General features: G+C 47.9%; 12 protein-coding genes. 8 read left to right on the forward strand and 4 right to left on the reverse strand.

The window, feature by feature from the left end; genetic code table 11:
* Positions 1-327 precede the first annotated feature (327 nt).
* The 4 genes from AC1DUA_RS08560 to AC1DUA_RS08575 all read right to left on the reverse strand — a co-directional run bounded on the left by AC1DUA_RS08560 (position 328) and on the right by AC1DUA_RS08575 (position 4,211).
* Positions 328-1,701, reverse strand: a complete 1,374-nt coding sequence (locus AC1DUA_RS08560) for an MFS transporter (RefSeq protein ID WP_477499340.1) — start codon at positions 1,699-1,701, stop codon at positions 328-330.
* Between the two features lie 227 nt (positions 1,702-1,928).
* Positions 1,929-2,522: a TetR/AcrR family transcriptional regulator gene (locus AC1DUA_RS08565; RefSeq protein WP_477499329.1), complete on the reverse strand. Its 594-nt coding sequence runs from the start codon at positions 2,520-2,522 to the stop codon at positions 1,929-1,931.
* A 67-nt stretch (positions 2,523-2,589) separates the two neighbouring features.
* On the reverse strand, positions 2,590-3,339 hold the full coding sequence (locus AC1DUA_RS08570; RefSeq protein WP_477499330.1) for an EamA family transporter: 750 nt from the start codon (positions 3,337-3,339) through the stop codon (positions 2,590-2,592).
* On the reverse strand, positions 3,306-4,211 hold the full coding sequence (locus tag AC1DUA_RS08575; protein ID WP_477499331.1) for a metallophosphoesterase family protein: 906 nt from the start codon (positions 4,209-4,211) through the stop codon (positions 3,306-3,308). Before AC1DUA_RS08575 ends, AC1DUA_RS08570 begins: the two co-directional genes overlap by 34 nt.
* A 246-nt stretch (positions 4,212-4,457) precedes the next feature.
* Between AC1DUA_RS08575 and AC1DUA_RS08580 the strand changes: the two genes are divergently transcribed.
* From AC1DUA_RS08580 to AC1DUA_RS08615, 8 genes are all read left to right on the forward strand, one after another.
* Positions 4,458-5,957 carry a DUF4091 domain-containing protein gene (locus AC1DUA_RS08580; protein ID WP_477499332.1) on the forward strand — a complete coding sequence of 500 codons (1,500 nt, stop codon included), beginning with the start codon at positions 4,458-4,460 and terminating at the stop codon, positions 5,955-5,957.
* Positions 5,958-6,044: 87 nt separating this feature from the next.
* The gene (locus tag AC1DUA_RS08585; protein ID WP_477499333.1) at positions 6,045-6,815 is read left to right on the forward strand and encodes a DeoR/GlpR family DNA-binding transcription regulator; all 771 of its coding nucleotides are present in this window, start codon (positions 6,045-6,047) and stop codon (positions 6,813-6,815) included.
* 255 nt (positions 6,816-7,070) lie between these two features.
* Positions 7,071-8,717, forward strand: coding sequence for a type 2 periplasmic-binding domain-containing protein (locus AC1DUA_RS08590; RefSeq protein WP_477499334.1), 1,647 nt, complete (start codon positions 7,071-7,073; stop codon positions 8,715-8,717).
* 72 nt (positions 8,718-8,789) lie between these two features.
* Positions 8,790-9,707: an ABC transporter permease gene (locus AC1DUA_RS08595; RefSeq protein WP_477499335.1), complete on the forward strand. Its 918-nt coding sequence runs from the start codon at positions 8,790-8,792 to the stop codon at positions 9,705-9,707.
* Positions 9,708-9,762: 55 nt separating this feature from the next.
* Positions 9,763-10,641 carry a carbohydrate ABC transporter permease gene (locus tag AC1DUA_RS08600; protein WP_477499336.1) on the forward strand — a complete coding sequence of 293 codons (879 nt, stop codon included), beginning with the start codon at positions 9,763-9,765 and terminating at the stop codon, positions 10,639-10,641.
* Positions 10,642-10,820: 179 nt separating this feature from the next.
* Positions 10,821-13,109 (forward strand): helix-turn-helix domain-containing protein, encoded by a 2,289-nt coding sequence (locus AC1DUA_RS08605; protein ID WP_477499337.1) that lies wholly within the window; start codon positions 10,821-10,823, stop codon positions 13,107-13,109.
* Positions 13,110-13,185: 76 nt separating this feature from the next.
* Positions 13,186-14,613, forward strand: coding sequence for a spore germination protein (locus tag AC1DUA_RS08610; RefSeq protein ID WP_477499338.1), 1,428 nt, complete (start codon positions 13,186-13,188; stop codon positions 14,611-14,613).
* The gene (locus AC1DUA_RS08615; RefSeq protein ID WP_477499339.1) at positions 14,610-14,996 is read left to right on the forward strand and encodes a GerAB/ArcD/ProY family transporter; all 387 of its coding nucleotides are present in this window, start codon (positions 14,610-14,612) and stop codon (positions 14,994-14,996) included. The genes AC1DUA_RS08610 and AC1DUA_RS08615 overlap by 4 nt, the downstream gene beginning before the upstream one ends.
* The last annotated feature ends 39 nt before the right edge of the window (positions 14,997-15,035 follow it).

The raw sequence follows: 15,035 nt of genomic DNA on the forward strand, positions 1-15,035 counted from the left end.
GAATAGCGGTAGAGACTATAGTTAATTCTCCGGCAGCTGGACGAAAACTAGTAGAATTGCCGATCTTAGTGGTAGAAACTGGAGTTAATTGGCCAAAAGTGGATCAGCAGCGGAAAATAGCAGCAGTAATCGGAGTTAAGTACAAGTGATCTAGCTACTCCTGTACCCAGTTGCAAGGGGACGCACCAGTTAGGCGGTTTAGCAGCATTAGATGGAAAATTTCCTGTTCTTCGGCCCTGCCCAGTGGCAGGGAACGGAATAGTAGACTTAATCGCTGTAATATGAACGTACACCCAATGTGTGAAGCTAGCTTCTCTAGTAAACCCATCAAGTCGAAACCGAGCTCGAAGCCCCCTGAGTAGTACTCGCATGTATAGCTTTATCCACCCCACGTACCCTACCAAACACAAAGTAAAACACAACCCAAATGACAAACGACAAACCAGCTAGCACTAAGCTAATATTGCTGAAAACAAAGCCGGAGGAATAACGGTACAGCGGGTTCCAGCTCAGCAGATTCCCGAGATCAACGGCTTTGCTGTAAACGCCAATGGCGATGCCTTGCGCAATGAAGTTAACCATGGCGAGCATGCCCATGCCGACGCCAACCTGTTCCGCTTGCAGGGTTCTCGACACGGAGTTGGAAACTGCGATGACGAGAAAGGACTGTCCCACGTTGCCGAGAATCAGGAAACCGGCAATCAGCAGCGGAGAGCCGCCGGTGAATGTGGAGAGCAGCAAGAAGCAGCTTACTAATAAAGCGGCAGCCAAATAAGAGACGAAGGAGTTGCCTCTGGTGTCGGCAAGCTTGCCACCTTTGCGCCCGAATATAGCCGCAGCAGCGGCGGCAGGGATCATCATGAAGCCGATCCAAATGGAGGGCAGCTTGTGAACGTTGGCGAGCAGCAGCGGGCTGAGCACATAGAGGGAGCAGCAGGTGCCATTCACAAGGAAGGAAATCGTCAGCCCGAGTGTATATTTGGCGTTCCTAAAAAGCTTCGGCGCAATAAAGGGTTCCTCCGCCTTGTTGATTCGAACAAGGAATAAAGCCAAAGCGAGCAAAGCGCCAAGAGCAAGCCATAGTCCTTTGGATACGCTCATCAAAAGCAAAGCAATCGCGGCGGCGAGCATAACGCCGCCTAGCCAATCAAATGAGCCAGCGCCCCTAGGCTGCTCATCACGCAAATATTTGCGGTACAAAGGGAGTACCGCAAGAACCAGTAGCGGCACAGCGAACAGCCACCGCCAATGGACGGTACTGATGATCAAAGCCGCTACCACAGGACCAAGCGCGTTGCCGAAGGCTAGGCCAACGGCTGTCATGCCCAGCGCAGCACCCCTGCGCTCGGGAGCGAAGTAACGCAGCGGGATGATCATCGCAATTGCGGGAATGACGGCAGCCCCTGCGGCCTGCAGGCACCGGCCGATGAGCGCCATCGCGAAGGTTTGCGAGGCAAGCCCGAGAAGGGAGCCAGCCGCGAATAGGAGAAGCCCGAAGGTGACGATGCTTTTTAGCGTGTAGCGATCAGCCAGCTTTCCGTAAGTGACAGCGCCGATCGCGTAGATGAGAATATAAGCGGAGGATAGCCAGCTTACTTGGGAGAGGCTAAGCGAGAATTGCTCGCTAATTTTAGGCAGAGCAATATTGAACATGATGCCGGTCATCATAGAAATCGTTAAAGTGAACATCAGAACACGCATTAATTTGTTACTGTCACTGCTGTTACTGTTGTCACTGTTACTGTCACTGTTGTTGTTGTTGTTGTTGTTGTTGTTGTTGTTGTTTCTGTCACTGTTGTTACTGCTGTTACCCTGCCGCGTTCCAGCCACAATGGCAGCCGAACGAATTGAGCTATTCATACGAATATCACGTCCTTTTTCACTAAATATGACTGTCAGTACTGACTGACATTAAGCGGATAAAAAAACTAGGACTGCAATGCCCTAGTAAAAACTTGTACACTCTCATTTACAAAAGGTTCTAATCCAATACTGGAGTAATTCCTGCGGCCGTCGAGATCGTTCATGAAAGCGCCAAATTGCATCATCATGAAAGAGAAAGCATGAAGCTCCGGATTGTCGGAGATTATTTTGCCTTTCTCCACCATCGTGGTGAAATAATCGGTCAGAAATTCAAGCAGCTGCTGAGGATGCTTCTGGGTGCGCTCGCGAAATCCAGGCAGTTGTCCGTCTTCTTTGAGCGAGATCTGGATCATTTTCCGATTGCGGTTCATGATCTCGTGATAGGTCTTCGTAATGAGCAGCAAGTCGGTTTCAAGCTCCCATACCAGCTTCTCAGCAAACAACTTCTTCATTTCTTCCGCATAATGATAGCGGTCATAAGCAGCTTCAAGCAACTTCTGCTTGCTGCCGAAATGACGGAATAACGTCTTCTCGCTGAGGCCTGCCGCGGTGGCAATTTCGAGGGTGGTTACCCCATTGTAGCCCTTTTCTGCAATCAAATTGAGCGCTGATAAAAGCAGTTTATCGCTGCTGCCAATCTTGCTGCTGGTGCTGTTCATGGTTACCCCTCTTCCGAAAAAATGTCAGTGATCACTGACATTATCTTAAGGGACGTCGATGAGAAAGTCAACCGAAGAATCCTATGAACAGAATGCCGATTGTGATGAGAATGGAACAGGTGATTCGCTTCTTGCCTTGCTTTTCTTTGAGGATGACAATGCCTAGGATGGTGGCAAAAACAGTGCCGACTTCCCGAATCGGTGAGATATGGGCGACTGGCGCATGTTTCATGGCGAATAAAAACAACAGATAGGACCCCGGATTCAGGATGGCTCCGAGCAAAATAATTCGGTAGTTCATTTTCCATTCAAGCCGCAGCTGCTTGGAAGCGATAACGATCGGCGTCAGCGCCGCAACGAATCCGATATTGGTCACCTCAAGCAAGGAAATAGCGGAAATATGCTGCAGATTCAGTTTGTCGACGAAGACGTAGCACGTTGTGCATAAGCCTACGCAAAGGGCCATCAGGAATGGCTTGATATTTGAACGCGAGGCAGCTCCTGACCTTTTACCCGTGAAAATGCCGCTAAGCGCAAGGAAGYCAGTGACCATGAAAAGAAGCCCGAGCCAGCCGTATATCGATAAGGATTCTCTGAGGAACAAAACGCCGACTATGGGAATGAATAAGGTGCTAGTGCCTCGCATAATCGGATATATTTGGGACAAATCGCCCATATTGTAGGTGCGTGCCAAGAGTAGTGCATAGGCGCTCTGAAAGGCCGCGGACAAGAGCAGAAGCCCGTAAGAAGATAAGGATAATGGATGAAGCCATAATTCTCTGATCAGAAAAGGCAGCAGGACCACGGTTGTGACCATAATGATCGACCAGAGGAAGACACCCGTGCGCCGCGGGGGAACCCTTCCTTGCCATACGTGTTATACCCTGTGGCACGACCATAACAAAGTTCGATACCATGCAGATTGCCCTGGTAGTCGTTAACGTGATCGTGGCCGCAGAAGGTGCCAATGACATCGCCCATTTCTACCATGGCTGCGAAGAGTCCGGAGTTAACGGGTGCGCAGCACACATTCTCATGCTTGCTGCCATAGCAGGTTTCTGTATCCCAGACCTGCTGATATTCCGGGAGCGGGATATGGAAGAAAGCCAGCGCAGGCAAGGGTTGCCCATCATTTTCAGAGTGCAGCTTTCTCGAAGTTTCTATGTACCATGAGATTTGGCTGCTACGAATCCAATCGTATCCTTGGATATGCGGTACGGTCGACTGGTTGCCCGAGTCGAAAAAATACAGTGCCGCAGCGGCTTCTCCGTCAGCACCTTGAATGGAAACCGTGTAGTTGCCTACGCCATGAATGTCACGAGGGCCGCGCTGTGTCACGGTATGTGGTTGTTCCAACACGGTTTGCATGAGGTCCTCACGCGTAATGATTGTTTCCGTATCGTGGTTGCCGAATACAATGGCCCATGGAATGCCGCGCTTTTCTGCAGCGTGGACGGCTTCCCGAAAAGCTTCCAATGGCTGTTCGCAGATAGGCTCACCAGGAGTTACGTACCCGGTGTAGATGACATCGCCTGTAAATACGACCAGATCAGGCTGCTCCGCATCCAGCACATCTTCCATCAGCTTTCGCGTCTGCTGATCGAGGGTACCACCATCTTTCCAATGTAAATCTGTAAATTGCGTAATCGTAAAGGTCTTATCCTCACGAAAGAAAAGTTGATGCTGCATAAGTGTAGCCCTCCGTCTTTGGGGTTGTTGTTTTCATGTGGTTTTTTATTAAAATGTTGTTGTTTGTTGACAATTGTATATCTGCTGCTCTAAAACTGTCAATGAGTAATTTACAATTCATTTACGTTTCATTCAATAATCCTAAGAATTGAACATACCTATAAAAAAAGATGATTTACTATATGGCGAAATCCACATACCTTTAAGATATACGCTATTTTGTAAGATATGAAGGGAGACTCCCACGTGCCAGATGCGAAGTTTGAATTACGCTGCTTGAACTCATTAGCCAAAGTGATCGCTCGGAAGGTAGGGCTGGCACCAAGTGAACTTACCCTATATGGGGATCATGACGGATACATAATCAGCGATCAGCCGGGGCTGTACCCAGATCCGTTGCTGCCTCTAGAGGCTGGCGGAGAGATTGCGCTCCCCAAGAGCTGGGGGTCTTTCTGGGTGACTGTCGATCTGCGTGATCACCCTCAACCGGAGGGTCTACATCCGATTGATGTTACGTTATCGGCTGTGGACGGTATTCAAGTCGAATCGCAGCGCATCCATTTGCAGATTTTAAGCGCCTCCTTGCCCAAGCAGAAGCTCATCCGCACGGAATGGTTTCATACAGACTGCTTGGCCAACCATTACCAAGTGGACGTTTTTAGCGAAGAACACTGGAGGCGAATTGAGCAATACTTCCAAACGGCGGTTAAGCAGGGTGTGAACATGCTGCTAACACCGCTATTTACGCCACCTCTGGATACAGAGGTTGGTGGTGAGCGTACGACGGTGCAGCTTGTAGGTGTGGAGTGGGATGAGCAGGCGTACCGATTTGATTTTGGCTTGCTGGAGAGATGGATCTCGCTAGGGGAACGCTGCGGGGTTCACTATTATGAATTCTCTCATTTATTTACGCAGTGGGGGGCGAAGTATGCACCCAAGATTATGGCGACTGAGCAGGGACAGCTGAAGCGGATTTTTGGCTGGGAAACAGATGCATCTGGAGATACATATGGCCAGTTCCTCGAGGCATTGCTGCCTGAGCTTGATCGGTTTATTCAGGAGCGAGGGCTTGGGGATCGCGTTTTTTTTCACGTATCTGATGAACCGACTGTGGATCAGTTGGAATCATACCGAACGRCCGCTGGCAAAATCGGTAAGTTCCTAAGCAGCTATCCGACATTTGATGCCCTATCCGATTATGAGTTTTATGCGCATGGTCTAGTGAACACGCCTGTCGTAGCTAATAATCATATCGATGAATTCATCAGCCGTGGTGTCGACAATCTATGGACCTACTATTGCTGCGCGCAGTATAAGCAAGTATCCAATCGCTTCTTCGTCTTTCCTTCCGAACGCAATCGGATCATTGGTTTTCAGTTGTATAAGTTTAATATCAAAGGCTTCCTACATTGGGGATATAATTTCTGGTATTCGCAATATGCGCGTAAAATGTTGAACCCGTTCATCCAAACAGATGCGAATCGGGCGTTTCCTTCCGGGGATGCTTTCCTCGTCTATCCGGGGGAAGAAGGGCCAATAGAATCCATACGGATGGTCGTCTTCTATGAAGCTTTGCAAGACTTAAGGGCGTTAGAAAGTCTAGAGAGTTTGATTGGTCGGGAGCGCGTAATCGCGTTGATTGAAGAGGATCTCGACACGCCGCTTACCTTCAGTGAATACTCACAGGATCCGAAATGGATCACCCGGAAACGCGAGAAGATCAATCGCCTGCTAGTATCGCGTTGACAGGCTAACCTCCTACTTATACACTAGATGAAAACAACATGAAACATCACAATGTTGCTAGCATCGGTCATAGGTAGGAGGTTATTTATGTCATTAACATTCGAGGATCGCAGGATGAAGATCCTGAACCATTTGGAGATGGAAGGGAAAGTTCAGGTTCTTCACTTGTCTGAGCTCCTTAGCGTTTCGACCGAAACGGTCCGGAGGGACCTCGATCGCTTGGAGAAGGRGGGCAAGCTTCGCAAAGTATACGGAGGCGCGGTCAAAATGCGCATGGAGCTTGTCGAGCCGCCTTTTCTGAGACGGACGCAGATGATGAAGAAAGAGAAGGCGGCAATTGGCAAGGCGGCCGCCTCCATCGTGCAGGATGGAGAGACGATCATGCTGGATAACAGCACGACAACGCTCGAGATGTTGCCTTATTTGAAGGACCATACCAATGTCACCTTGATCACGCACTCTGTCCCTGTCCTTAATCTGGCGATGGAGACCTTTGGCGGGAGAATTATTTTCTTGGGCGGAGAAGTTAATCTGGAACTCAAAGCAGCCACGGGCTCCCTTACGGATCAGATGCTGGACCAATTCAAGGTGAATAAAGCGTTCATCTCGGTTGGCGGTATTTCGCTTGCTGATGGGATCACAGACTTTCATTTGGCCGAAGCGGTCATCTCGCGAAAAATGATGCAGCGGGCGGAGGAGGCGATTCTGGTTGCGGATCATTCCAAATTCGGCATGTCTACATTTGCCCGAGTGGCCAAGCTGGACGAAATCTCGATGCTGATCACGGATTCAGGCTGTCCGAAAGAATGGATCGATACCATTGAAGCGCTGGGCATTGAAGTGCTGATCGGCGAATAACCCGAGTCATCCCATAATCGCTACTGAACCGCTTGCGTAAAGCGGCGAGGTGGCGATTTTTCCTTTGTTTTTCAGGGGATTCTCATAAAATGAAGATGCTACAAAAAGCGGCGACGGCCTATTCTTAAGAAAACAATACGACTGAAAAATAAGCGATATACGGCTTCTCGCTCCACCATGTATGCTTCATTCACAGGCTAATCCGCATATGGCATTAGCGCCAAATCATCAATAATCATCTAGGGGAGTGTTTCTATGAAAAGAAATAAAGCATTCAAGGTGCTTCCTGTACTTGCCTCCGCGCTCGTACTATCCTTAGTAACGGCTTGCGGCAATTCAGGTACAACCAAAGAAGCAAACGGAAGCGTAGCGCCAGCTGCAAGTGCATCTGTTTCTAATGAACCTGTGAAAGTGACATTATGGACGCCGATGAATCCGAATACGAAAGCGGTCGTCAAAAGCTTGAACGAGCTGCCGATGGTCCAGGAATGGGCTAAGAAGACGAATGTAACGTTTGACTTCCAGCATTCCTCCGGGAATACGCCGCAGGACGATGTTCAGCAATACGGCGTTATGGTTGCTTCTAATAACTTGCCGGATTCGATGCTTTGGAACTGGAGTAGCGTACAGGGCGGAACCTCTAAAATGTTCAAAGACGGCACGATCATTAAACTCAATGATTTAATTGAGAAAAATGCTCCGAATTTGAAAAAAATCCTGGATGCTAATCCGCAAATCGCTAAGCAAATTAAAGCGGACAACGGCGATATTTACGCGCTGCCTCACTTGAAGGTCGGCCAATACGGTCAGTACAAGACATTTAGCGGAATGGTAGTCCGTCAAGATTGGCTCGAGGAGCTTGGATTGCAAGCGCCGGAAACGATTGATGAGTGGGAAACTGTGCTAAGAGCTTTCAAAGAGAAGAAAGGCGTTATTCCTTTCACGCTGAACAAAAGCTATCCGCTTTCCTTCGCTGACTTCGCAGGCGCATACGGTGTAGCGGGCATGTCGACGATTGCCAATGCAAGCTCTTTCTATATTGATGGCGGCAAAGTGAAATTCGGTCCTACGCAGCCAGAGTTTAAGCAATATTTGACGACGATGCAAAAATGGTACAAAGAAGGTCTGATTGATCCAGACTTCGCTTCGAATGATACCAAAACGATGGATGCCAAAATCACCTCTGGTAAAGCAGGCGCGTTCTACGGCTTCATCGGTGGCAGCATCGGGACGTACACACCAGCGCTGCAGAAAACAGATCCGAAAGCGAAGCTGGCAGCTGTGCAGTATCCGGTATTGAAAAAAGGCGACGAGCCGAAGTTCGTGCAAGCGTCATGGGAGTATGACAATATCGGAACGGTCATTACAAGTTCCAATAAACATGCAGCTGAAACGGTAAAAGCCATCGACTATCTGTACAGCGATGAAGGAGCTATGCTCAAAAACTTCGGTGTAGAAGGCCAAACCTATACCAAAGCTGACGGTCAGCCGAAATACACGGATTTGATCCTGAAAAACCCGGACAACCTGCCAATTTCCCAAGCAATGGCCAAATATTTTATCGCCAACTACGGCTTCTCCGGTTTGGATGATGACCGTTACAATGATCAGTACTACCAATTGCAAGCACAAAAAGACGCCGTGAAGCTATATGCCAAATATGCAAACAACGCTTATAAAGTTATGCTTCCGCCAGTTGTCCTGTCGACGGATGAAGCAAAAGAGTCTGCGAAGATCCTTAACGATGTAAGCACACTTTTGACCGAACAAATCACGAAAGTTGTCATGGGCGCTACGAAAGTTGAAGACTATGATAAAACGATGGAACAAGTGAAAAAAATGAACATTGACCGTGCGGTCGAGATTTACCAAACAGCGACAGATCGTTATAACAAACGTTAATACATGGCTGGCATATGGGGGAGGGGGAGCTTGGCCTCCCCTTTTTTAACACATCAGTAAGGAAGTGAGAACATGGCGAATTCCATTCGGGGTCTACTCGACGACATTAGAAAAAATCGCGCAATCTACCTGATGGTATTGCCGGTCGCGCTATACTTCTTCATTTTTAAATATTTCCCGATGTACGGAGCGGTGATCGCTTTCAAGGATTTCAGCCCGGCCAAAGGGATCTGGGGCAGTGATTGGGTCGGCTTTGCACATTTCAAAGATTTCTTTCAAAGCTATTACTTTGTTCGCGTGCTGCGTAATACGTTCTTAATTAGCTTCTATAATCTGATTTTTGGCTTTCCAGCACCGATTATTCTCGCGATTTTGCTCAATGAAATTCGCATGAAAATGTTCAAATCCATCGTGCAGACGATTTCCTATTTGCCGCATTTTATCTCCATTGTCGTTATCTCTGGATTAATTATTGATTTTACGAACCGCGGCGGCATTGTGAATGCCATCATTATGTTCTTTGGCGGTCAGGATTCAGCACTTATGAATAATGCGGAAAACTTCCGTACCATTTTCGTATCCACATCGGTTTGGCAAGAGCTTGGCTGGTCATCCATTATTTATTTGGCTGCTCTTAGCGGGATTAACCCCGAGCTGTACGAGGCTGTTCGTGTTGACGGGGCGGGAAGATTCCGCCAAATCTGGAGCGTAACGCTGCCAGGACTTATCCCAACGATCATGATCCTGCTCATTCTTCGGATTGGCGGCTTGATGGAGGTTGGCTTTGAGAAGATTGTCCTGCTTTACAATCCGAATACGTATGAAACGGCGGATGTGATCTCATCGTTTGTTTACAGGGAAGGGCTTGCCCAAGGGAATGATTACAGCTATACGACGGCCGTAGGACTGTTCCAATCGATGATTAACTTTGCCTTGCTTATTAGCGCTAACAGCATATCCCGCCGATTCTCGGGCAGCCGGTTGTGGTAGTCTAATCTTACGACGTCAGCTTGTCTTGTGAGAAGCTCTCAGGAGGAAACGAACGATGAAATTAAGCGCATCTGAGCGTCTATTCGATATCGGTAATGCGATTCTAATGATCTTGTTAATTATTTGTACCGTATACCCGTTCTACTATGTGTTCATGGCCTCTATCAGTGATTCTAACTTACTGATTCAGCATACGGGACTGCTGCTTAAGCCGCTCGGTTTTAACTTGACCGCCTTYGAAAAGGTGATTGCGAATCCGAACATTTTGAGCGGGTATGGGAATACGCTTTTAATCTTAATTCTCGGTACGGCGGTTAATCTATTTTTTACAACACTTGGGGCTTACGCACTGTCCAGAAAGTTTGCTTTGCGTAAATTCCTGATGATCAGCATTGTTTTCACGATGTATTTCAGTGGGGGCCTGATCCCGACTTACTTGTTAATCAACAATTACTTGCACATGGGCAACAGCTACCTTGCGCTGATCGTGCCAGTAGCCATTTCCACCTGGAACTTAATTATTATGCGGACATCGTTCGAAGCAATCCCGGAAGGATTGATGGAATCTGCCAAGATTGACGGCGCAGGCGAGTGGCGCATTTTGTTCCAGATCGTGGTCCCGCTGTCGATGCCAGTTATTGCCGTCATGGTGCTGTACTACGGTGTTGCGCATTGGAACTCCTGGTTTAATGCCATGTTGTTCCTTCATGATCGGGAGAAGTTCCCGCTGCAGCTCATTCTTCGCGAGATTCTCGTCCAGAACAGCACAGATTCGATGACGACAGGAACGGGGAATGCGAACGACACGCAAGCGATTGGTGAAAGCATTAAATATGCAACGATCATGGTTGCGACGTTACCGATCCTCATTGCCTATCCATTTTTACAGAAATACTTTGTGAAAGGTGTTATGGTCGGAGCGATCAAAGAATAAAGAAACCAGAACCTGTTCTCTTTTTGGATGTTCGAAAAGAGGGCGGGATATTTGGGTTTTCGGCCTAATGGGCAGGGAAACGCCAAAAAATGATGATGCTGCAAGAATCGTAGATGTACATCAGCGGTAGAAGATGGGATAATGCGCATACAGCATGAGTAGGGGAGGGGCTTCTTTCCATGAAGCGGAGCGTATTTCTTTTTTGGCTTTATTCGAACTTAACCATCCTTTGTATCCCCATTGTCATCACGATGTTGGTGCTCTTTCAATCACAGCATTTGCTCCACTCGGAGGTCATTCGTTCCAATAAAGCGCTGCTAAATCAAGTGAAGCAGTCTCTGGATAACCAATTTAAGGATATTAAACGGATGGGTTTGCAGCTCTCTTTGGACCCAAAAGTTATTAAATATGTCAATCAAACGGAATTCAACAGCTCGCAAGTGAAGATCGACACGCTCGACCTCATCACATCTCTACGTTCCTATGCGGCATCAAACGGGGATATCAACGATTTGTATGTGTATATGAAAAAGCAGCATTTCGGTGTGACTACCTCAACAATGAATCAAGACGAGCTGCTGTTCCAATTGCTTCACGAAAGCAATAAAGGCATGACCTTTAAAAAGTGGAGCGACAGCATGGAGAAAATCTACTTCGGTAATTTTCTGCAATTAGCCGAAGATGACATGGTGTATTTGCAGTCTCTGCCTATCCAGAATGCCGATGAAGCACCGGCGACACTTGTGGTCATGCTCAATGCGGAGCGTCTGAAATCAGCCATCTCGAACATTCAGCTCGCCCAAGCGGGTATTGTGCTGATTCTGGACTCTAGCAATAAGCCCATTATGATCGCTGGCGAGCCGGGGCATGTTTCCGACCTTGATTTGGCGCAGATTTCATCCTCTGCGGAAGGCTCGTTCAGCCAGAAATGGGACAAGGAAGAGGTGACGGTTTCCTACGTTTCCTCGGTCGAAAATGAGTGGAAGTATGTCTCTATCGTGCCTACGAAGATATATGCGGCGAAAGTCAGCCAACTGCGCAGCTGGATTTATGCGGGCTTATTCCTGTGTATTTTCGTCGGCGGTCCGATGTCGATCTGGTTGACGCGCAGACACTATATGCCGATTCGCCGCATGGTGGATTTGGTATCTCCGAAGGTTAAATCGAACATGCAGGGTAGTAAAGACGAGTTCCTGCTGCTGCAGTCCTTCATGTCGGAGAATGCCGCCTTTCAGGATACGGCGAATACGACCATCCAGAAGCAGCAGGACGTGCTGCGCAGCCACTTTCTGGCGCGACTGCTCAAAGGCCGAGTCGAGAGCGGCTCAGCCCTGGCGCAATCGATGGCATCGTTCGACCTGCGGTTTGAGACGAACCGCTTTGCGGTCTTGCTTTTTCATATCGGCGATTATACCGCTTTGTTCAATGATAATGGGTCGCGCGATGCCGAATCCAAGCTGCAATATGTGTATTACATTGTGACGAACATCACCGAAGAACTGATTGGCCGCAGGCATACGGTGTTTACGACCGAAGTGGACGGCATGATTGCCTTCCTCGTTAATATCCTTAATGAGGATGAAGCGCAGGCGAAGCAGGACTTAATCGACGCTGCGCAAGAGGCGCAGGAGGTTATTCAGGGGAAATTTTATATCCAGCTGACGATTGGCATCAGTGATATTCATCCAACGTTGGCCGGAATTCCGCATGGATTTGATGAGGCGCTGGAGGCGCTTGAATACAAATTCGTCATCGGTCCAAGTCAAATCATTCCATTTGAACGGATTAAACGACCGAAGAACGAACTGTACTATCCGCTGGATATGGAGCGTCAGCTTATCAATCATATACGCACAGGCCAGTACGAGGAGGCCATGGAGGCGGTCAGCGAGTTGATTGTCACGAATGTGTCCGACGGCACGTTGTCGCTGCAGCTAGGCAAGCTTCTTATGTTCGAGCTGATCGGCACGATTTTGAAAGCGATTGAGCACCTGGATCAGGGACCGAACGAGTTGGCCGTTGAGAAGCATGCGTTAATTAAGCAATTGACACAGTGTGAGTCTTTCGCGGAAATTGAAGATGACATTTATAAATTTTTGAAAACCGTTTGCGACTACGTAGACTCCAAGAAGAAAAGCCATAATACGAAACTGAAGGATCATGTGCTGAGTTATATCGATGAGCATTTGGCGGATATGGATCTAAGTCTGACATCGCTTTCGTTAAAATTCGAAGTGAATGCGCCGTATTTGTCACGCTTCATCAAGGAGCAGTCTGGCGAAACATTCATTGATTATGTTAACAAGCAGCGCGTCCAATTATCGAAAAAGCTGATGATGGACACCGATGACACGATTACGGATATTACGCAAAAGGTCGGGTTCTCGAACAGCAATACGTTTATTCGCGTGTTTAAGCGTTATGAGGGGATTACACCAGGGCAGTTTAGAAAAGGCGATCAGCTGTGATCGTCTTGTTTCTATTGGATAAAATGAAAAAAATGGCAAATACTAACCGCACTGTTAACAGGCGGGAGGGTGAAGCATGGAATTGCCACAAGATTCATTCCAAATCTCTACAGAGATGAAGACGAATATGCGTAAGCTTTTCGATTGCTTTCATTCATCCGACGATATTCGCACCAGGGAATTTCGCCTCCAGGGCGTTCAAGGTGCGATTCTTTATCTTAACGCCGCTACAAACCGGGACAAGCTGCAGTCTGATGTTTTGAAGCCTTTACTACAGTCTAAGGAGGGGCTTCTGGAAGATATCTTGCCCATTCTCGATATTGAGCTCGTCACCGATTTGGAGAGCGCAGCAGCAGGGATGCTGCAGGGGAAATGCGCGATTCTGCTCGATCAACGCGTAGACATTATTCTGGCTGATGTTGCCGCAAGCATGGAGCGCAGCATCACGGAATCCCAGAATGAGCAAGTTATCCGCGGTTCTCATGAAGGCTTTGTCGATGACGCCGCTGTCAATGTGCAGCTGATTCACAAACGGCTCAAGAATCCGAATCTGGTCGAACGGGACTTCACTTTGGGCGCACAAAGCCCGACAGGCGTCAAGCTGCTGTACATGAGCGAGCTTGCTGATCTCAATGTTGTTAACGAAGTGATTGCCAGGTTGTTGACCAACGATGACGTGTTTATTAAATCACCTGGACAAATCTTGAATCGGTTGGAGAACAGCCGTTGGTCTCTTTTTCCGCAAATGTTATACACCGAAAGACCCGACACCACCGTTTCCCATCTCATGGAGGGTAGAGTGATTCTGCTTGTGGATGGCAGTTCGTTCGCGGTCATTCTCCCGGTGACCTTTTTTATGTTTTTTCAAATTGCAGACGATTTCAATGTCCGGTGGTGGAACGGGACTTTTTTTCGGTTTCTCCGGTTTATTAGCGTCATGATGGGAATGGCTCTTCCTTCCATTTATATTTCCATCGTCTCGAACCATTTCGAGGTGCTGCCGATTGATTTGCTTTTTTCCTTGAAAGCGTCTTTAGAGAATATTCCTTTCAATCCTCTCATTGAAGCCCTGTTCATGATCACTGTGCTCGAATTGCTGCGAGAAGCGGCCATCCGGCTTCCGAAGTCCATTGCTTCCACACTGTCCATTGTAGGAGGGTTGGTTATCGGCAGTGAAGTGGTGAACGCCGGATTAGTATCCACCACGATGATTGTCGTCATTTCATTGACGGCCGTAGCATCATTCAGCATGCCCTCTCATGAAATGCGCCTCGCGATTCGGTTAGTCAGCTTTCCGATCATGATCTCTTCCTTACTGCTGGGTTTTGCGGGAATTGCTTTCAGCTTCAGTTTGTTGTTTATGCATTTAACCAAGCTCGAAACGTACGGCGTGCCTTACTTCTATCCGTTTACTCCGTTTCAGCCGCGCCGGATCTTGACTACGCTCATTCAGCTTCCTGCGAGAATCTTCCGGCGGAAAGCTTCGAATAGGAGGATGTCATGACAAGAATGCAATTATTTGCTTTTATTCTCCAAACTCAGGTTGGCATTGGTGTGTTGTCTTTCCCATATGTGCTACATAAAGCTGCAGGTGTTGATGGCTGGATATCGATTCTTCTGGCGGGAGCTTGCGTGAGTCTTCTTCTGACGATCTATGTGGCATTATGCAAGAGATTTCCTGGGCAAAATTTATATGAATTCGTGCCGCTTATTCTTGGGAAATGGCTTGGCAACATGGTCAACGCTATTTATCAGCCCCGAGGCTATCCCCTTCATCCCGCAGCCTGTACCGTATTTTCTGAACGGGATTTCTTTGCCTTTTTTAGAACGGTTGGATCTGATCTTTCTTTCTGTGTGGTTAGTAAAAGTGACAGCAACGCTGATTAGTTACTTGTACGCCGGCAGCAAGGGGGTAGGCTACTGGTT

The organism is Paenibacillus sp. 01T422 (assembly GCF_056398785.1).